15 protein-coding genes and 1 other RNA gene are annotated in these 17,333 nt (G+C 65.1%); 10 read left to right on the top strand and 6 right to left on the bottom strand.

The window, feature by feature from the left end:
- Positions 1–87: 87 nt before the first annotated feature.
- Positions 88–2,787: a TonB-dependent receptor domain-containing protein gene (locus K9B33_RS01425; protein WP_224546123.1), complete on the top strand. Its 2,700-nt coding sequence runs from the start codon at positions 88–90 to the stop codon at positions 2,785–2,787.
- A 125-nt stretch (positions 2,788–2,912) separates the two neighbouring features.
- Here the strand turns inward: K9B33_RS01425 and K9B33_RS01420 are convergent, their stop codons facing one another.
- The 3 genes from K9B33_RS01420 to ssrA all read right to left on the bottom strand — a co-directional run bounded on the left by K9B33_RS01420 (position 2,913) and on the right by ssrA (position 4,010).
- The gene (locus K9B33_RS01420; protein WP_224546122.1) at positions 2,913–3,302 is read right to left on the bottom strand and encodes a tetratricopeptide repeat protein; all 390 of its coding nucleotides are present in this window, start codon (positions 3,300–3,302) and stop codon (positions 2,913–2,915) included.
- Between the two features lie 45 nt (positions 3,303–3,347).
- A complete protein-coding gene (locus K9B33_RS01415; RefSeq protein WP_224546121.1) occupies positions 3,348–3,557 on the bottom strand; it encodes a hypothetical protein in 210 nt (69 codons plus the stop codon).
- 100 nt (positions 3,558–3,657) lie between these two features.
- Positions 3,658–4,010, bottom strand: a transfer-messenger RNA (tmRNA) gene (ssrA, locus tag K9B33_RS01410).
- A 39-nt stretch (positions 4,011–4,049) separates the two neighbouring features.
- Between ssrA and K9B33_RS01405 the strand changes: the two genes are divergently transcribed.
- The 7 genes from K9B33_RS01405 to lexA all read left to right on the top strand — a co-directional run bounded on the left by K9B33_RS01405 (position 4,050) and on the right by lexA (position 9,785).
- Complete coding sequence (locus tag K9B33_RS01405) at positions 4,050–4,805, top strand: NRDE family protein (RefSeq protein WP_224546287.1); 756 nt, start codon at positions 4,050–4,052, stop codon at positions 4,803–4,805.
- 57 nt (positions 4,806–4,862) lie between these two features.
- Positions 4,863–5,453 (top strand): anthranilate synthase component II, encoded by a 591-nt coding sequence (locus K9B33_RS01400; protein ID WP_224546120.1) that lies wholly within the window; start codon positions 4,863–4,865, stop codon positions 5,451–5,453.
- A 156-nt stretch (positions 5,454–5,609) separates the two neighbouring features.
- On the top strand, positions 5,610–6,602 hold the full coding sequence (gene trpD / locus K9B33_RS01395; protein ID WP_224546119.1) for an anthranilate phosphoribosyltransferase: 993 nt from the start codon (positions 5,610–5,612) through the stop codon (positions 6,600–6,602).
- On the top strand, positions 6,599–7,390 hold the full coding sequence (gene trpC / locus K9B33_RS01390) for an indole-3-glycerol phosphate synthase TrpC (protein ID WP_224546118.1): 792 nt from the start codon (positions 6,599–6,601) through the stop codon (positions 7,388–7,390). The genes trpD and trpC overlap by 4 nt, the downstream gene beginning before the upstream one ends.
- The gene (moaC, locus tag K9B33_RS01385; protein WP_224546117.1) at positions 7,387–7,860 is read left to right on the top strand and encodes a cyclic pyranopterin monophosphate synthase MoaC; all 474 of its coding nucleotides are present in this window, start codon (positions 7,387–7,389) and stop codon (positions 7,858–7,860) included. The genes trpC and moaC overlap by 4 nt, the downstream gene beginning before the upstream one ends.
- Positions 7,857–9,038 (top strand): gephyrin-like molybdotransferase Glp, encoded by a 1,182-nt coding sequence (glp, locus tag K9B33_RS01380; protein WP_224546116.1) that lies wholly within the window; start codon positions 7,857–7,859, stop codon positions 9,036–9,038. Before moaC ends, glp begins: the two co-directional genes overlap by 4 nt.
- A 69-nt stretch (positions 9,039–9,107) precedes the next feature.
- The gene (lexA, locus tag K9B33_RS01375; protein WP_224546115.1) at positions 9,108–9,785 is read left to right on the top strand and encodes a transcriptional repressor LexA; all 678 of its coding nucleotides are present in this window, start codon (positions 9,108–9,110) and stop codon (positions 9,783–9,785) included.
- On the opposite strand, the gene K9B33_RS01370 is transcribed toward lexA, so the two are convergent.
- The gene (locus K9B33_RS01370) at positions 9,776–11,917 is read right to left on the bottom strand and encodes a ComEC/Rec2 family competence protein (RefSeq protein ID WP_224546114.1); all 2,142 of its coding nucleotides are present in this window, start codon (positions 11,915–11,917) and stop codon (positions 9,776–9,778) included. The two genes, lexA and K9B33_RS01370, sit on opposite strands and share 10 nt — an antisense overlap.
- A 69-nt stretch (positions 11,918–11,986) precedes the next feature.
- Between K9B33_RS01370 and gltX the strand changes: the two genes are divergently transcribed.
- Both gltX and K9B33_RS01360 read left to right on the top strand, forming a co-directional pair.
- Positions 11,987–13,408: a glutamate--tRNA ligase gene (gltX, locus tag K9B33_RS01365; protein WP_224546286.1), complete on the top strand. Its 1,422-nt coding sequence runs from the start codon at positions 11,987–11,989 to the stop codon at positions 13,406–13,408.
- 20 nt (positions 13,409–13,428) lie between these two features.
- Positions 13,429–14,715, top strand: coding sequence for a citrate synthase (locus tag K9B33_RS01360; RefSeq protein WP_224546113.1), 1,287 nt, complete (start codon positions 13,429–13,431; stop codon positions 14,713–14,715).
- 93 nt (positions 14,716–14,808) lie between these two features.
- On the opposite strand, the gene K9B33_RS01355 is transcribed toward K9B33_RS01360, so the two are convergent.
- Positions 14,809–16,191: a sensor histidine kinase gene (locus tag K9B33_RS01355; protein ID WP_224546112.1), complete on the bottom strand. Its 1,383-nt coding sequence runs from the start codon at positions 16,189–16,191 to the stop codon at positions 14,809–14,811.
- Positions 16,188–17,288: a DUF2336 domain-containing protein gene (locus K9B33_RS01350; protein ID WP_224546111.1), complete on the bottom strand. Its 1,101-nt coding sequence runs from the start codon at positions 17,286–17,288 to the stop codon at positions 16,188–16,190. Before K9B33_RS01350 ends, K9B33_RS01355 begins: the two co-directional genes overlap by 4 nt.
- Positions 17,289–17,333 lie beyond the last annotated feature (45 nt).

The raw sequence follows: 17,333 nt of genomic DNA, 5'->3' as shown, positions 1-17,333 counted from the left end.
ACCCACGACCTCAACAGGGGCGGGGGAGCGTGCAACCGCGCTTCCCCGCCTTCTTTGCACTAAATTTTCCCAAGGGGGATATATAGCATGTCGAAGCCGCTCAGTCTGGCGCGCCTGCTCCTGATTTCCACCGCGCTGGTCGCTCCCATGGCGATGGCGCAGACCGATGCCAGCCAAGCTGGCGGGGCGACCACCGGCGATGCCGGCATGTCGAGCACGCCCAGCGCCGCCGACGAAGCCGATGCGCAGTCGGGCAATGTCGACGTGTCGATCCCCGGCTCCGACATCATCGTCACCGGCCGCCGCAACAGCAACATCTCGCAGTCCGCGCCGCAGGTGGTCAACGTCCTGTCCGCCGCCGACATCAAGCGTACGGGCGAAGGCGACATCGCCGGTTCGTTGCAGCGCGTCACCGGCCTGTCGGTCGTATCGGGCGGCTATGTCTATGTCCGCGGCCTGGGCGATCGCTATTCGCTCGCCCTGCTGAACGGTTCGCCGCTGCCCAGCCCCGAACCGCTCAAGCGCGTGGTGCCGCTCGACCTCTTCCCCACCAGCGTGATCGCATCGACCCTGGTGCAGAAGAGCTTTTCGGCCAACTTCCCCGGTGAATTCGGCGGCGGCGTCATCAACCTGACGACCAAGGCGATCCCGACCGAATCCTATCTGGAATTCGGCGTCGGCAGCTCGGCCAACACCGAAACCTCGGGCCAGCTCGGCTACACCTATTATGGCGCCAAGTCCGACTGGACCGGCTTCGACGACAGCTCGCGCGACGTGCCGCCGCTGCTCAAGCAGGCCTTCGGCGCCGGCGTGCCCTTCGCGAATATCGAACGCGCAGACCAGCAGGCGATCGCGATGCAGTTCCTCAACAGCAAGACCTCGGTCGTGCAACGGACGAACAGCCTGCCCTTCAACTTCTCCAGCACGCTGAATGCCGGCACCGCGTTCGATATCGGCGATGCGCGCCTGGGCGTCATCGCCACGGCGGGCTACAGCAACAAGTGGCGCACCCGCGACAACCTGCAGCAGGCGTCGCTGACCGTGTCGGAAGGCGCGGGCAAGAGCGCCCATCAGGTCGTCACCGACAATCAGGTGACGGTCAACGGCCTGCTGGGCTTCGGCCTGGAATGGGGCGACCAGAAGGTTCGCTGGACCAACCTCTATATTCGCGACACGTTGAAGCGCGCGTCGCTCGCGGTCGGCCAGAATGACGGCCAGATCCAGGGCGCCTATTATCTCACGCAACAGACCGCCTGGTATGAGCGGCAGCTGATCGACACCCAGTTCACCGGCGAATTCAAGTTCAACGACATTATCAGCCTCGACCTGCGCGGCGGCTATGCCAATTCGCAACGCGAAGCGCCCTATGAGCGGGAATTCGTCTATGTCCGCACCAATCGCGATCTGGCGACCGATCCGGTCGGCGATCGCTTCGTCAACGCGCTCAACCGCCAGCGCGGCGACGCTTCGGTCACCTTCAGCGATCTGAACGAAGATCTCTGGTCGGGCGGCGCGGATCTGAGCTTCAAGATCGCACCGAAATTCGTCGTGACGGGCGGCTACGCCTATACCGATACGAAGCGGACCTCGTCGCGCTACGAACTGCATTTCGACGCAGTCAACCTGCCGATCCCGGTGCAGCAACTTCGTCCCGACTATCTGCTGTCGGACGCGACGATCCAGCTCTATGATCTGGGTCTGCTCGACTTCTCCGGCAACTATCCGGTCTATGACGCCGCCATGCGCGTCCATGCCGGCTATGGTCAGGTGAAGGCCGAACTCTTCCCCGGCTTCAGCATCGACGCGGGTGTCCGCTACGAAAGCGGCCGCCAGTCGGTGACGGGCGTGGACGTCTATGCGACCGGCGTGACGCCCTTCAACCAGATCAAGAACGACTATTGGTTGCCCGCGGTCACACTGACCTTCGACGCGGGTGGCGGCCTGCAATTCCGCGCATCGGGTTCCAAGACGCTCGCCCGCCCGCAGTTCCGCGAACTGATCGCCCAGCCGTTCATCGACACCGACTCCAACCGCTTCTACCGCGGCAATCCGTTCCTGCAGGACAGCGAGCTGTGGAATGCGGACATCCGCGCCGAATGGTATATGGGTCGCGAGGAACGCCTCACCGCATCGGCCTTCTACAAGAAGATCAAGAATCCGATCGAAACCTACACCACCATCAGCGACACCTATGCGGTGACGACCAGCTTCGCCAACGCGCCGGAAGCCACGCTCTACGGCGCCGAGTTCGAAGCGCAGAAATATATCCCGCTCGACGGGATGGATTCGGCCTTCTTCCAGAGCCGCCGGGTCGCGCTGATCGCCAACTATACCTACACCCAGTCCAAGCTGAAGGTGAGCGACGGGGACACCACCATCCCCTATACCTACACCACCGGCGACCTGCCTGCTGCGTCGGACTATTTCGTCGATGGCGCGCCGCTGACGGGCCAGTCGGACCATCTGGTCAACCTGCAACTGGGCCTGGAAGACACCGAAAAACTGTCGCAGCAGACGCTGTTGCTGACCTATGCCAGCCCGCGCGTCACCAGCCGCGGTCCCAATCTGCAGCCCGACATCAAGGAAAAGCCGGGCGTTCAGCTCGACTTCGTCGCGCGGCAGGGTGTGAAGCTGCCCGGCGGCATCAACAGCGAAGTCAAGTTCGAAGCGCGCAACATTTTGGGCCGCAAGTTCCAGGAGTTCCAGGAGCAGGACGGCAACAAGGTCTATTATAACCGCTACAAGATCGGCACCACGATCGCGGCCTCGCTCACCGTGGCCTTCTGATCCGACGATCGACCGCATGAAAAAGGCCGGCCGGGGCAACCCGGTCGGCCTTTTTCATGGGCAATATGCGAGGCGGCGCCGTGCGCGAGGACGGCGCCTCCGCTCCTACGCCTTATGCCGTGCGATCAACGCATCGCGTAGCTGGGATTGAGACGGCTGAGCGCCCGCAGCGCGACCGAGCGCGAGGATTCTTCCGTGCCATTGGCCAGCACGAGCGTCGTTTCCGGCGCGAAGCGAGCGGAACGATAGGCTTCACGCGCCTGGGCCATGCGGCCGACGCCCGCATAGGCGTTGCCAAGATTGATGAGGCGGGCCGGGTCGTTCTCGCCATAGACCTGCATAGGCTGCAGCTTGCGCAGCGCCGCATCGAAGCGGCCGCTGGCCAGCGCCTTGGCGGCCAGGCTGCCTTCGGGACCACCCACGACCACGACGTCCTGCCCTTCGGCCGCCGCCTGGGCCATGTTCGGCGTCATTGCCGCCAGCGCCAGACCCATGATTACAGCGACCTTCTTCATCTCTCATGCCTCCAGAAAAAACTTCTCACTATAGCCAGAAGTATTTCATTTAGATGACATCAGGACAAGGGCGGATCGAACCAGCAAAAACGATTTTCTTTGCTTTAATTTCAATAATTTATAAATTTTACGCAAGACTGTCATAAAAGCGTAATCGAAAATCGTCGCAGATTGAAGATGATTCGAATCATCGATATCATACAATCGCTCGCACGCGGCGTACGCCGCTTGCCCATCATCGCGGGCATCCGCCACAGCGACTCCTTGTCGGACGATGCGGAATGCGCATCGCATATGCCATAACGATCGTGGAAAAGTCCGGAGGCTTCTGTTGCCCGGCGCCTCCGGGGGCCGCTGAATTCCCTTCTGTTGCCCGGTGGGTTCAACCGCGCTATTTTAGAGTAACGTCAGGCCGTGAGGCCCTCAGTTACGCTGCAATGGCGAGTGCTTCGTTATCGTTGGCACTTGTGAGTTTTGCACAGTTTAACGGCTTACACGGGCCGGGTAAAAATATCGCCTTTGAACACACGTCGATCCTAGTTCGGCCCCGTCAGGAAACCCCAAAGCGTTAAGCCATCGGGCCTTCTGGTGGAACCGCCGGGTACTGCCCCCGGGTCCGCTGCATCTATTATACGACACAATTTATCACCATAGCCGGGCGAACCCGGCGCGACCCATATGGCCCCACGCGACGGGTTTTTCAAGTCATGGACTTGCGGGATGCGGCCGGGACGATACATCGGCCCCATGTGCATCATGGCCATGGCCTGGGCGGCGCATCCGCGCTGGCGCCTCATCCTGATCGGCAATCGCGATGAATATCATGCGCGCCCCGCCGCCCCGCTCGCCCGCTGGGGCGACCGCAAGGGCCTGATCGCCGGGCGCGACCTGCAATCGGGCGGCACATGGCTTGGCGTATCGGAAGCGGGCCGGACCGCGATCGTCACCAATTTGCGTGGCTATGGCGGCCCGCAGCCGGACCGCGCCTCCCGCGGCGCGCTGGTGACGGACCTTCTGGCGGGCGACGGCGCCTATGCCGATGTCACACAGGCGCGGCTGGAGGATTTCAACCCGTTCAACCTGATTCTGGTCGAAGCCGATCGCGCCGATTTTCTCACCAATCGTCCGCAACCGCTGCGCACGCGGCTGACGCCGGGCCTGTATGGCCTGTCCAACGGCGCGCTCGACGCGCCATGGCCCAAGACGCTGGCGCTCAAAACCGCCTTGCTCGGTTGGCTGACCGAAGATGCCGATGACCCGGCCGCCCTGTTCGAGGCACTGCGCCGGGAAAACCTGCCCGACGCCGGCATCGCCCCCGCCACGCCCTCCGACGCCCCGGACGAAGCCGCCGCCTCCCCCATCTTCATCCGCAACCCGCTCTATGGCACGCGCTGCAGCACCGTCATCGCCGTCGATCGCGACGGTCGGGGCCAGATCGTGGAACGCCGCTTCGACCGCGACGGCGGCGATACGGGCGAAACCCGGCTCGGCTTCCGCTGGTGATGGCTAACCGCCCCTCCCCACTTCCCCCCGCCCTCATCCCGCGCTAAGGCTCTGCCCATGATCCTCGTCATCGACAATTATGACAGCTTCACCTGGAACCTGGTCCATTATCTGATGGAACTGGGCGCGCAGGTGGAGGTCGTCCGCAACGACGCCATTTCGGCGGGCCAGGCCCTGTCCAGCGGCGCAAAGGCGTTCCTGCTTTCGCCCGGTCCCTGCACCCCCAATGAAGCAGGCGTCAGCCTGGACCTCGTCGCGGCCTGCGCCGACGCGGGCGCGCCGCTGCTGGGCGTGTGCCTGGGTCACCAGTCGATCGGCCAACATTTCGGCGGCAAGGTGGTGCGCGGCGGGCTGATGCACGGCAAGACCTCGCCCGTCACCCATGACGGCACCGGCCTGTTCGCAGGTCTGCCCTCGCCCTTCACCGCGACCCGCTATCACTCGCTGATCGTGGAGGATATTCCCGACAGCCTGGTGGTGAACGCGACCAGCGAAGACGGATCGGTCATGGGCTTCCGCCACGCGACCCTGCCGATCCATTCGGTGCAGTTCCATCCCGAAAGCATCGCCACCGAACATGGCCATGACATGCTGGCCAATTTCATGGAGATTGCCGGTATTCCCGTGCGTCAGCGCGAAGCGGCCTGACCCTTCCTATCGGCGGCGATCGGTTTATCATAGGCGGATCGCTTTTCGAATGTTGCCATAATAGGAAACGCAATTTCAAAATCTGCGGGAAAAGTACGAAGCTAGGCACGCACGCCCTCTCGACTCCGCGCCCTCCCGCCGACTAAGGCAGGGGCGATGACACGCCTGCCCGATCCTTCCCTACCGCTCGCCCCCGACGCCGCAGCCCAGGCCTTCGACCTGCTGTTCGACGCCGACCTTCCCGAAGCGGACATTGCCGCCTTCCTCGTCACCATGGCGCGCCGGGGCGAAAGCGCGGTGGAGATCGCCGCCGCCGCCCGCGCCATGCGGGCGCGCATGATAACGGTCGGCGCGCCCGACGGCGCGATCGACGTCTGCGGCACCGGCGGCGACGGCCATCATACGCTGAACGTCTCCACAGCCGTCTCGCTCGTTGTCGCAGCGGCGGGCGTGCCCGTCGCCAAACATGGCAACCGCGCCGCCTCTTCCAAGGCTGGCGCGGCCGATACGCTGGAGGCGCTGGGCCTCGACCTCGATCGGGCCGCCGCCACCGCCGAAGCGACGCTGGCCGATCTCGGCATCTGCTTCCTCTTCGCCCAGAATTATCATCCCGCGCTCAAGCGGCTCGGCCCGATCCGCAAGGCGATCGGCGAACGCACGATCTTCAACCTGATGGGGCCGCTCGCCAATCCGGCCAGGGTTCGACGCCAGCTCATCGGCATCGCCCGGCCGGCCTATGTCCCCATCTATGCGCAGGCGCTTGCTGACCTGGGCGTCGATCATGCCATGATCATCTCCGGCGACGAAGGACTGGATGAACTCTCGCTCGCCAGCGGCAACGACATGGCGGAAGTAAAGGGCCATGACCTCGTCGCCATGCACCGCCTGACCGCCGCCGAACTGGGCCTCTCCACCCAGCCGGTCGAGGCGATCCGTGGCGGCGATGCCGCCCATAACGCCGCTGCGCTCCGCGCCCTGCTGCAAGGCGAACCGGGCGCCTATCGCCACGCTGTGCTGCTCAACGCGGCCGCAGCGCTTGTCGTCGCCGACGCCGTCCCCGATCTGCGCGAAGGCGTGGAGGAGGCCGCCGAAACCATCGATCGCGGCCTTGCCAACGCGCTCCTCAATTGCTGGATTGCCTATACATGACCAACAAGCTGATCGAAATCTGCGATTTCAAGCGTGAAGACGTCGCCCGCCGCCGGGCCGCGACCAGCGTGTCGGCGCTCCACGCCCGCGCGAGCGAGCAGACGCCCCCGCGCGGCTTCCGCCAGGCGCTGGACAATGCCGCCCGCACGGGTTTCGGCCTGATCGCGGAAGTGAAGAAGGCCAGTCCCTCCAAAGGGCTGATCCGCGCCGATTTCGATCCGCCCGCCCATGCGCGGGCCTATGCGGCCGGTGGCGCCGCCTGCCTCTCCGTCCTGACCGACGAACCCTATTTTCAGGGTCATGACGATTATCTGATGGCCGCCCGATCGGCCTGCGCGTTGCCGGTGTTGCGCAAGGATTTCCTGGTCGATCCCTGGCAGGTGCTGGAAAGCCGGTCGCTCGGCGCCGACGCGATCCTCATCATCGTCGCCGCGCTGGACGATGGCCAGATGCAGGAAATAGAAGACGCCGCCCTGGGCCTCGGCATGGACGCCCTGATCGAGGTGCATGACGAAGCCGAACTGGAACGCGCACTGAAGCTCCGCTCGCGCCTGATCGGCGTGAACAATCGCGACCTGCGCGATTTCAGCGTCGATTTCGCCCGCACCTATGAACTGGTGGGCAAGGCGCCCGAAGGCTGCACCTTTGTCGCAGAAAGCGGCCTGACCGGCCATGCCGATCTCGTCGCCATGGCCGATCATGGCGTGCGCTGCTTCCTGGTCGGAGAAACGCTGATGCGCCAGGCCGATGTCGAGGCGGCGACGCACAATCTGCTGACGGGCGCATGACCGGACTCACCCATCTGGACGACGACGGCGCGGCCCGGATGGTCGATGTCGGGGCCAAGGCGGTCACAGCACGCGAGGCCATAGCCTCCGGCCGGATCGACATGAGCGTGACGGCAGCCAGAGCCATCGCTGACGGCCTGGTGAAAAAGGGCGACGTGCTCGCCGTGGCGCGCGTGGCGGGCATCATGGCCGCCAAGCGCACCGCCGACCTTATCCCGCTCTGCCACCCGATCGCGCTGAGCGCCGTGACAGTCGATTTCTCCCTTGACGACAGCGGCGTCACCGTGATCGCCACCGCCCGCACAGCCGGCCAGACCGGCGTGGAGATGGAGGCGCTGACCGCGGCCTCCGTCGCGCTGCTTACCGTCTACGACATGGCCAAGGCGCTGGATAAGTCCATGATAATCGGCGGCGTCTGCCTGATCGCCAAAACCGGCGGCAAATCCGGCGACTGGCGGCGCACGCCATGAGTCTGCTGCCGGTGGCCGAAGCGCAGGCGCGCCTGTTCGCGCTCGCCCCGCGACTGGCGACCGAAACCGTGCCGATAACCGCCGCCGTCGGCCGCTGGCTGGCGCAGGATCTGGCGGCGCTGCGCAACCAGCCCTGGACCGACCTTTCGGCGATGGACGGCTATGCCGTGCGCGCGGCGGAGGCGCCCGGTCCCTGGCGCGTCACCGGCGAAAGCGCAGCCGGAACGGCTAACCTTCCGCTCTTGCCGCCCGGCGAGGCCAGCCGCATCTTCACCGGCGCGCCGCTGCCGCCCGGTGCCGACGCCATATTGATCCAGGAAAATGCGGCCCGCGACGGCGATCGGCTGACCGCCAGCGCCGATCCGCCGCCCGCCGGCCGCCATGTCCGTAGCGCCGCCTCCGACTTCGCGCAGGACGCCCTGTTGCTGGAGGCAGGCAGCCGCCTCGGTCCGGCGCAGATCGCGCTGGCCGTGCTGGGCGGTCATGGCGCCGTGCCGGTGGGTGGGCGGCCGATGGTCGCTTTGCTCTCCACCGGCAATGAACTGGTGCCGCCCGGCGCCCCGACGCCGCCGGGTTTCCTGCCTTCCTCCAACGCGCCGATGCTTGCCGCCCTGCTCGCCGCCCTGCCCTGCGACGTCATCGACCTCGGCATCGTACCGGACGATCTCGACGCCATGGCGGCCGCGCTCGACCGGGCGCGGACGGCGGACATCATTGTCTCGACCGGGGGCGCCTCCGTCGGTGACCATGATCTGGTGCGGCCCGCCTTCATTAAGGCGGGCGGTGCGCTCGATTTCTGGAAGATCAAAATGCGGCCGGGCAAACCGCTGATGGCCGGTCGCATCGGCGATACGCTGTTCCTGGGCCTTCCGGGCAATCCCGTTTCGGCTTTCGTCACGGCGACGCTGTTCCTGCTCCCGCTGGTCCGGCATCTGGGCGGCGCGCGCGATCCGCTTCCGCCCATGAGCGACGCGCCACTCGCCTCTCCTCTCCCGGCCACTGGCGATCGCGACGATTATCTCCGCGCCTGGCGCGGGCAGGACGGCATCGTGTCGGTGACGTCGCAGGACAGCGCCGCCACCGCCGCCATGGCGAAAGCCGACTGCCTGATCCTGCGCCCGGCCGGATCGCCAGCGGCCGCACCGGGCGATCGGGTGGTGATCCTGCCGCTGCCCTGACATGTTCGGTGCTTGACTAACCTTCATCTGTTTCCTATGCGTTCCTCATACGTTCCACGGAGGACCGCGATGTTGACGCCCAAGCAGCAGGAATTGCTGAGCTTCATTCAGACCCGATTGGACGAAGGCGGCGTTTCGCCCTCGTTCGAGGAAATGAAGGATGCGCTGGACCTGCGGTCCAAGTCCGGCATCCACCGGCTTATCAATGCCCTGGAGGAGCGCGGGTTCATCCGCCGCCTGCCCAATCGCGCCCGTGCGCTGGAAGTGCTGAAGCTGCCCGACGCGATGCATCGTGCGCCGGTGCCCGCGCCAGTCGTTGCGCTCAAACCCAAGGTCGCGGCGCCTATACCGATCGCCGCCAATGACGTGATCGAAATCCCGATGCACGGCCGGATCGCGGCCGGCGTGCCGATCGAGGCGATGGAGGGGCAGACCATGCTCTCCGTGCCGGCCGCGCTGTTGGGTGCGGGCGACCATTATGCGCTGGAAGTGTCGGGCGATTCGATGATGGAGGCGGGCATTCTCGACGGTGACTTCGCCCTGATCCAGCGCACCGACGTCGCGCGCGAAGGTCAGATCGTCGTGGCGTTGATCGACGAAGCGGAAGCCACGCTCAAATATTTCCGCCGCGAGGGCAGCCGCGTCCGGCTCGATCCGGCCAATTCCGCTTATGAACCGCAGATCTACGACCCGCGGCAGGTCCGCATCCAGGGCAAGCTGGCAGGGCTGCTGCGCCGCTATAATTGAGATTTGGGTCGTCCTGATCCACGGGGTGGGCGAACGATCCAGGGATGTGCGTCGCCGACTCGATGGACGGTGTGAACTTCGCCCTTTGCCAGGGTGATGGACAGGCCGCCGGTCCGTGCCAGCAACCGGCGGTCGATCTTCATCCAGCGCGGATGACACCAGCGCGGTAGCCCCCGATCGCTGACGACGATGTCCGCCGCGGCGCAATCGCGGGCGAAGTCGGACCGCTCGATCAGCACTGTGCTGCGGGTGAAGAGCAGCCGCCAGCTACGGCCATTGCCGTCCTTCACGCCGACAGCGCACAGATCGCGCGAACAGCGTGCGTCCGGCAAATCCGCGATCGCCGCCAGTTCGCCGTCATAACCTGCACTTTCCGACAGCACGTCCCGCACATAATCCCCCGCCCGATCGCGCAATATCGCCATGCCCTTTCCCGTCCGCACGGCGACATGCCGCCCGTCGCCGGTAATCAGGATATCGGGCGGCGCGGCGGTAAAGGTGACCGCCACGCCGATCAGCACCGGCGCAAGTCCCAGCCATCGCCACCCCGTCCGCCACAACAGGCACCAGAGCAGCCCGACGACCGTGATACCGAATAGCCCCATGCCCATGGTCGGCGCCAGCAATGTCGCCATCGGACTGGCCGCCACGCCATGGGCCAGTAACAGCAACAGGTTCAGCGCCTGCTGCGTCAACCACCAGAAAGGCGCGCCCAAGCCCGCGACATCCAGCACGAGCGCCAGCGCCTCCAGCGGCATGACGACGAAGGTGGTGAGCGGAATCGCGATCAGATTGGCGAAGGCGCCGAGCAGCCCCGCCTTGTGAAAATGGAACAGCGCGATCGGCATCAGCACCAGTTCGACAGCGATGCCAGTCGCCAGTGTGACCGCCAGGCCGCGTACAAGCCGACGAAACGCACCCTCGTCCCGCGCGGCGGCAAAGGCTCGGAAACGGGGATGCTCGGCCAGCGCCACCAGCGCCGTCACAGCGGCGAAGCTCATCTGAAAGCTCGGCCCGACCAGTGCTTCGGGCCACAGAAATAGCACCACCAGCGCGCCGGTCGCTACCAGACGCAAGGTCACCGCGTCCCGCCCCATGGCCAGCCCGCCCAGCACCAGCAGGGCGGCGACGCAGGACCGCACCGTCGGCACCTCCGCCCCGGTCAGCAACGTATAGCCGATCCCGGCCAGCGCGCCGCCCGCCGCCGCGATCAACATGAGTGGCCAACCCAGCGCCGCCCGCTGGCTCAGGGCCATCACCCGCATCAGCAGGAAGATGACCGCGCCGATCAGCGCCGTCACATGCAATCCGCTGATCGACAGAAGATGCGCCAGTCCGCCGCGCCGCATCGCCTCCGCATCGGCTTCGGGAATCGCGCCTTGGTCCCCGGTCGCCAGAGCGGCGGCGATCCCTTCGGCGGAACCGTCCACTTGCTCCAATATATGGCCGAACAACTGCGCCCGCAGCGGCGGCGAGGCAGTGGATGGGATCACTATCTCGACCGGCTTCAGCGCCTTGCCCGTCGCGCCGATCCCCTGGAAGTAGGCGCGCGCCGCAAAATCATAGCCGCCCGGAACGCTCGGCGGCGCGGGCGGCATCAAGCGCACGCGAAAGCGTAGCCGCGCGCCCTCGCCCAGCCCCGCCGGCACATCCGCGTCGGCGATATTCACCCGTATGACGGCCGGCAGATCGGGCGCGTCGACCGGGCGCAGCATGACGCGCACCATCGCCTGCGCCGGAACGGGGCGGATCGCGACAACATCGCCCGTCATTTGCACGAAGGTCGCCCGGACAAGCGGCGGCTGGCCCCACAGCATCGCCTTCCCCCAGACCAGCAGGCACCCCATGCAAGCCAGGATTGCACCCACGACCATCATCCGCCGCAACCGCCCGCCCACCGGCAACATCGCCCCGATACAGGCCATCGCCAGCGTGCCGCAGCAAAAGGCCAGCCAGGCCATGGCATGGGGCAGGATGAACCAGGCGGCGATCCCGCCACCCAGCGCGATCGGCACCCATAATCCGATCTGTTCGCGCTCGCGTTCCAGCCAGCGTTCGAGCCGGTCCAGCCGCACACGCGCCAACGCCGCCGGCCTCCCACCAAGGGAGGTTTGTCGTGGCTCAAAAGCCATGCTAGGGGGCGCAGCATCCATGGGTCAGCTAGGCGAATGTCAGGGAATATGACGGCAAGTGCAACGGAAATGAACAAGCCGGTGGTGACCCGTTTCGCCCCGTCCCCAACCGGGTTCCTGCATATCGGCGGCGCGCGCACCGCGCTGTTCAACTGGCTGTTCGCGCGCCACCATGGCGGCAAGTTCCTGCTGCGGATCGAGGATACCGATCGCGCCCGCTCCACAGAAGAAGCCGTGGCCGCGATTTTCGACGGTCTGGACTGGCTGGGCCTGGGCGGCGACGAACCCGCTGTCTTCCAGTTCGAACGCACGCCGCGCCATGCAGAAGTCGCCAACCAGCTTCTGGAAGCTGGCCACGCCTATCGCTGTTATGCGACGCCCGAGGAACTGGCCGAGCTGCGCGAACAGCAGCGCGCCGCCAAGCAGCCCATGCGCTATGACGGCCGCTGGCGCGACCGCGCGCCCGAAGATGCGCCGGAAGGTGCGCCCTTCGTGATCCGCATCAAGGCGCCGCGCGAAGGCGAGACCGTGATCGAGGACGCGGTGCAGGGGCGCGTGGTCGTGCAGAATGCCGAGCTGGACGACATGATCCTGCTCCGCTCCGACGGTACGCCTACCTATATGCTGGCCGTCGTCGTCGACGATCATGACATGGGCGTCACCCACGTCATCCGCGGCGACGATCATCTCAACAACGCCTTCCGCCAGCTCAGCATCATCAAGGCGATGGGTTGGGAAGAGCCGATCTACGCCCATATCCCGCTGATCCACGGATCGGATGGCGCGAAGCTGTCGAAGCGTCACGGCGCGCTGGGTGTGGACGCCTATCGCGACGAAATGGGCATGCTGCCCGAAGCGGTGCTCAACTATCTTCTGCGGCTGGGTTGGGGCCATGGTGACGAGGAGATCATCCCGATCGCCCGCGCCATCGACCTGTTCGATATCGGCGGCGTCGGCCGCTCGCCGTCGCGCTTCGATATCAAGAAGCTGGAAAATCTCAACGGCCATTATATCCGCGAAGCCGACGACGCGCGCCTCGCCGCGCTGGTGGCGCCACGGATCGAAAAGCGGCTTGAAATCGCTATATCGGATACCAATCTGTCACTGCTGACGGAAGCTATGGCTTCGCTGAAGCCGCGGGCCAAGAACCTTAATGAAATTGCGGAGGGAGCAGAATTTCTGTTCAAAAGTTGCCCGCTCGATTTTGACGAGAAGGCTACCGCTCTGCTAGACGACTCCGCGCGCGCGCTGCTCGATAAGACAGCCGACGCTCTCCAGTCCGTCCAGTCCTGGACGGTTGAAGCGATCGAAGACGTGATACGCCGCGTGGCAGAGGATGCCGACCTGGGACTGGGCAAGGTGGCGCAACCGCTTCGTGCGGCGCTCACCGGTCGCACGACCTCGCCGGGCATTTTTGATGTCCTCTTCCTGCTGGGGAAAGAGGGGAGCTTGGAACGATTGGCTGACGCAGGGCACGCAGCAGCCGGTTGATGACGTACAAGGAGAAAAACATGTCGGATAACACAGCCAATTTGACCGTTGGGGGAGACAGCAAGGACTATGCCGTCATGGACGGCACGGTCGGCCCGCAGGTCATCGACGTTCGCAAGCTCTATGCCAACACCGGCATGTTCACCTATGATCCGGGCTTCACTTCTACCGCAAGCTGCGAATCCGGCCTGACCTATATCGACGGTGACGCAGGTATTTTGCTCCATCGCGGCTATCCGATCGGCCAACTGGCCGAAGAATCCAGCTTCATGGAAGTCTGCTACCTGCTGCTGAACGGCGAACTGCCGTCGCAGAAGGAGCTGGAAGACTTCACCACCACGATCACGCGCCACACCATGGTGCATGAACAGTTGTCGGCATTTTTCCGCGGCTTCCGTCGCGATGCGCACCCGATGGCGATCATGGTCGGCGTGGTCGGCGCCCTGTCGGCCTTCTATCATGACTCGACCGACATCAACGATCCGGAACAGCGCCGCATCGCGAGCCACCGCCTGATCGCCAAGATGCCGACGATCGCCGCCATGGCGTATAAATATTCGGTCGGTCAGCCTTTCGTCTATCCGCGTAACGACCTGAGCTACACCGCCAATTTCCTGCGCATGACCTTCTCGGTCCCGGCGGAGGATTATGTCCCCGATCCGGTGATCGTGGACGCGATGGACAAGATCTTCATCCTGCACGCCGATCATGAGCAGAATGCATCGACCTCGACCGTGCGTCTTGCCGGTTCGTCGGGCGCCAACCCGTTCGCCTGCATCGCGGCCGGCATAGCCTGCCTCTGGGGCCCGGCGCATGGCGGCGCCAACGAAGCCGCGCTCAACATGCTGCGCGAAATCGGCACTGTCGATCGCATCCCCGAATATATCGCCCGCGCCAAGAACAAGGACGATCCGTTCCGCCTGATGGGCTTTGGCCACCGCGTCTACAAAAATTACGATCCCCGCGCGACCGTGATGCAGAAGACCGCGAAGGACGTGCTGGAGAAGCTGGGCGTCAACGACCCCGTTTTCGACGTCGCCAAGGAACTGGAGCAGATCGCGCTCAACGATCCCTATTTCGTCGAAAAGAAGCTCTACCCGAATGTCGATTTCTATTCGGGCGTGATCCTGTCGGCAATCGGCTTCCCGACCGAAATGTTCACCGTGCTCTTCGCGCTCGCCCGTACCGTCGGCTGGGTCGCGCAGTGGAACGAAATGATTTCCGACCCGGCGCAGAAGATCGGTCGTCCGCGTCAGCTCTATACCGGCCCGACGCAGCGCGACTATGTCGCGGTCGACAAGCGCTGATCGCCAGCGGACCAATATTGTTATGAAGAACGGCGCTCATTGGGCGCCGTTTTTTATGGCGATGCCCCGCCTTGAAACCGTGCGGCCGCCAGATCAGCCCCCGACCGGCAGCGACAGGATGAAGCGCGCCCCCTCGCCCGGCGCTCCGCCAATGCGAATGTCGCCATTCATCGCCCGGGCGAGGCGGCGGGAGATATAGAGGCCAAGCCCGCTGCCCCCGGCATCGTCGCGCCCCAGCCGCTCGAATTTCTCGAAAATGCGCTCGCGATCGGCCGGTGCGACACCCGCGCCCTGGTCGATCACAGCGATGCGCGCCTGACCGCTTTCCCATTCGGTCGCGATTCGCACCTGCGTTCCTTCCGGCGAATAGCGCACGGCATTGCCGATCAGATTGACCAATATCTGGAGTATCCGGCGAAATTCCCCCATCGCCAGCAAGCTCGCATCAGGGGCTGGCGCGACGATGGTGATCCGTCGATCCAGCGCCTTGACCGCCAGCAAGCCCGCGGCCCGGCGCCCCAGATCGGCCAGGTCGACTTCTTCGGCGACGACGCTGAAATCCGGGCGATCGATTGCCTGCAAATCAGCCAGATCGTCGACCAGCGCCATAAGATGCCGGCCCGCGGCCGCAATGTCGTTGGCATAGCCGGCATAATCAGGGCGGAGCGGCCCTTCGAGTTGCGCGCTGATCGTATCGGCGTTTGCGATGATGCGGCCCAGAGGCTGTCGCAGCGAGCGATCGAGCCGTCGCCCGAACTCGACAGGATACAAGGTCAGCGGCGCATCTTCCGCCACGGGCGCGACCACCGCTCTTTCCAGTGGGAAGGCGGTGCCACGATAGCCGGTCAATTGTCCGCCATGATCGAACATCGGAAAAGCCGACAGTCGAAAACGGCGCGCCATATCGCTCGCCATCACCGCCCGCTGATCGCGAAACGCGCATCGCTGGGCAAAGCCGCGAAGCATGGCCATGTCGCCGTCGCTATCCGCTTCCAGCTGGAAGTAGCTGGAAAAGCGCGCTCCCGGCACGGGCGGGTTGGTCGGCAGCGCACCGCTGTCGCCATTCCCCGCCAACACCATCTGGAACCGCAATTGGGTGTCGATCTGCCAGGTCCAGCCATCGGCCAACGCCGCCATATCGGCTTCGCGTCGGCCATCGTCGGGTGGTAGCGGCGCGGCTGGCCGTTCACGCCAGTCCACGACCGACAGACTGACGCCCTTGTCGCTTTCCGGCTTGGCCCGCACCCACATATCGATGTCGCCGCGCTGCGCCGCCGCCACGACCGGCCGCGACACCAGAACGCCCAGCCGCGCCGCCAGTCTGGCGATCGCCATCAATTGCGGCACCGCGAACGGCGCACCAAGATCCGCGCCGGCCTCTCTTTGCAGCGCCAGCAGCGGCGCGTCTGCGCTCAGCAAACGGCCGTCGGCCGACAGGGCCGCGCGAAGAATGCCGGGACGGGACGGCATGTTCATAGGGGGGCCACTGCGCGCAGATGGTCCAGTTTCGCACGCAAGGCGGCCGATGTCCGCAGGGCGGCGACCACATTGTCGGCCTGTTCCTGACTCAACGCGTGATAGCGATCCGCCTCGGTCACGATCGCCACATCGGACAGCGACGGACGCACCGGGCGCAACGCCAGCAGCAAATGCCGATAATCGGCACCCGACCCGCCCAGCGCCCGGCACAAGATAGCGACCTGCGACAGTGATCCCATCACCAGCATTTCGACCACCTGGACGCTCTCCAGCCGGAGCTGCCGCGCGATGACCGCAGCAAACAGCAGGAACCGTCGTCGTTCCAGCAAATGGCCCAACAGGTCGGGCGCGTCGGCCTCTTCCCCCATGCGACGCACTAATCGATCCGCCTGAACGATCGGACATGCTGCCTCGTCATGATCGGCCATCAATGCCCAGCCGGACCGGTCGAAGGCCGCCAGCAGCCGATCGTCGCCATCGACCATGGTCCGCTGCGCCACGACGGTCAGGCACGCAGCGACCATCCACATCAGTTCGGCGAAATGTTCGGCGGGAAGGTCGGGCTTCATCGGCGCGTCTTCCCCGCCGGCGGCAACCCACCGTGCCTCGGCCAGCGTCAGCCCCGACAAGGCGTCGCCCAGCAAAGGATCGTCGATCGAAAGCGCCGAGGCCCCATCGATTTCTTCCAGTTGTTCGACATCGGCCTGTCCAAACTGGCGAAGCATCATCGTGACGCCAGCGCGCATCTGCATATGCGCCAGCAGTCCGGGCCCGAGCAGGCTGGGATGCGCACGCACCATCGACCAGGCTACCGGAGCCGGCCACCGGTCCAGCGCCGCGGCGACATCGGGCGCATGTGCCAGCGACAGGCGCAGGGCCATCTCGATCGCGGTGATGCATCCGCCGACATGGCGACGCGTCTCGGCGATCAGGGCGTCGTGGCGCGTGTGTCCTTCTTCGGGAAAGAAAATCGCCAGATCAATGGCATGGCCGACCGGCACGGCGGACAAGCCGGCCATGACCCGCGCCATTGGCCAGCTGCCCGCCATGGCCGTACCGGTAAGGGACGAATAGGCGTTCATGCCGGTCAGCATAATCGCACGTCCTTAAAATGCACTAAACCGTGCCGGGGAAAATTG

The sequence above is a fragment of the Sphingobium sp. 3R8 genome, assembly GCF_020166615.1.
GTDB classification, from domain to species: Bacteria; Pseudomonadota; Alphaproteobacteria; order Sphingomonadales; family Sphingomonadaceae; genus Sphingobium; species Sphingobium bisphenolicum.
Note: the sequence above shows the minus strand (reverse complement) of the source record. Positions and strands in the feature narration are given on the sequence as shown.

Excerpts from the sequence above, each read along its gene's own strand:
- K9B33_RS01425 (WP_224546123.1), top strand. The coding sequence starts at position 88 with ATGTCGAAGCCGCTCAGTCTGGCGCGCCTGCTCCTGATTTCCACCGCG.
- K9B33_RS01420 (WP_224546122.1), bottom strand. The coding sequence starts at position 3,302 with ATGAAGAAGGTCGCTGTAATCATGGGTCTGGCGCTGGCGGCAATGACG.
- K9B33_RS01405 (WP_224546287.1), top strand. The coding sequence starts at position 4,050 with ATGTGCATCATGGCCATGGCCTGGGCGGCGCATCCGCGCTGGCGCCTC.
- K9B33_RS01400 (WP_224546120.1), top strand. The coding sequence starts at position 4,863 with ATGATCCTCGTCATCGACAATTATGACAGCTTCACCTGGAACCTGGTC.
- trpD (WP_224546119.1), top strand. The coding sequence starts at position 5,610 with ATGACACGCCTGCCCGATCCTTCCCTACCGCTCGCCCCCGACGCCGCA.
- trpC (WP_224546118.1), top strand. The coding sequence starts at position 6,599 with ATGACCAACAAGCTGATCGAAATCTGCGATTTCAAGCGTGAAGACGTC.
- moaC (WP_224546117.1), top strand. The coding sequence starts at position 7,387 with ATGACCGGACTCACCCATCTGGACGACGACGGCGCGGCCCGGATGGTC.
- glp (WP_224546116.1), top strand. The coding sequence starts at position 7,857 with ATGAGTCTGCTGCCGGTGGCCGAAGCGCAGGCGCGCCTGTTCGCGCTC.
- lexA (WP_224546115.1), top strand. The coding sequence starts at position 9,108 with ATGTTGACGCCCAAGCAGCAGGAATTGCTGAGCTTCATTCAGACCCGA.
- K9B33_RS01370 (WP_224546114.1), bottom strand. The coding sequence starts at position 11,917 with ATGGCTTTTGAGCCACGACAAACCTCCCTTGGTGGGAGGCCGGCGGCG.
- gltX (WP_224546286.1), top strand. The coding sequence starts at position 11,987 with ATGAACAAGCCGGTGGTGACCCGTTTCGCCCCGTCCCCAACCGGGTTC.
- K9B33_RS01360 (WP_224546113.1), top strand. The coding sequence starts at position 13,429 with ATGTCGGATAACACAGCCAATTTGACCGTTGGGGGAGACAGCAAGGAC.
- K9B33_RS01355 (WP_224546112.1), bottom strand. The coding sequence starts at position 16,191 with ATGAACATGCCGTCCCGTCCCGGCATTCTTCGCGCGGCCCTGTCGGCC.
- K9B33_RS01350 (WP_224546111.1), bottom strand. The coding sequence starts at position 17,288 with ATGCTGACCGGCATGAACGCCTATTCGTCCCTTACCGGTACGGCCATG.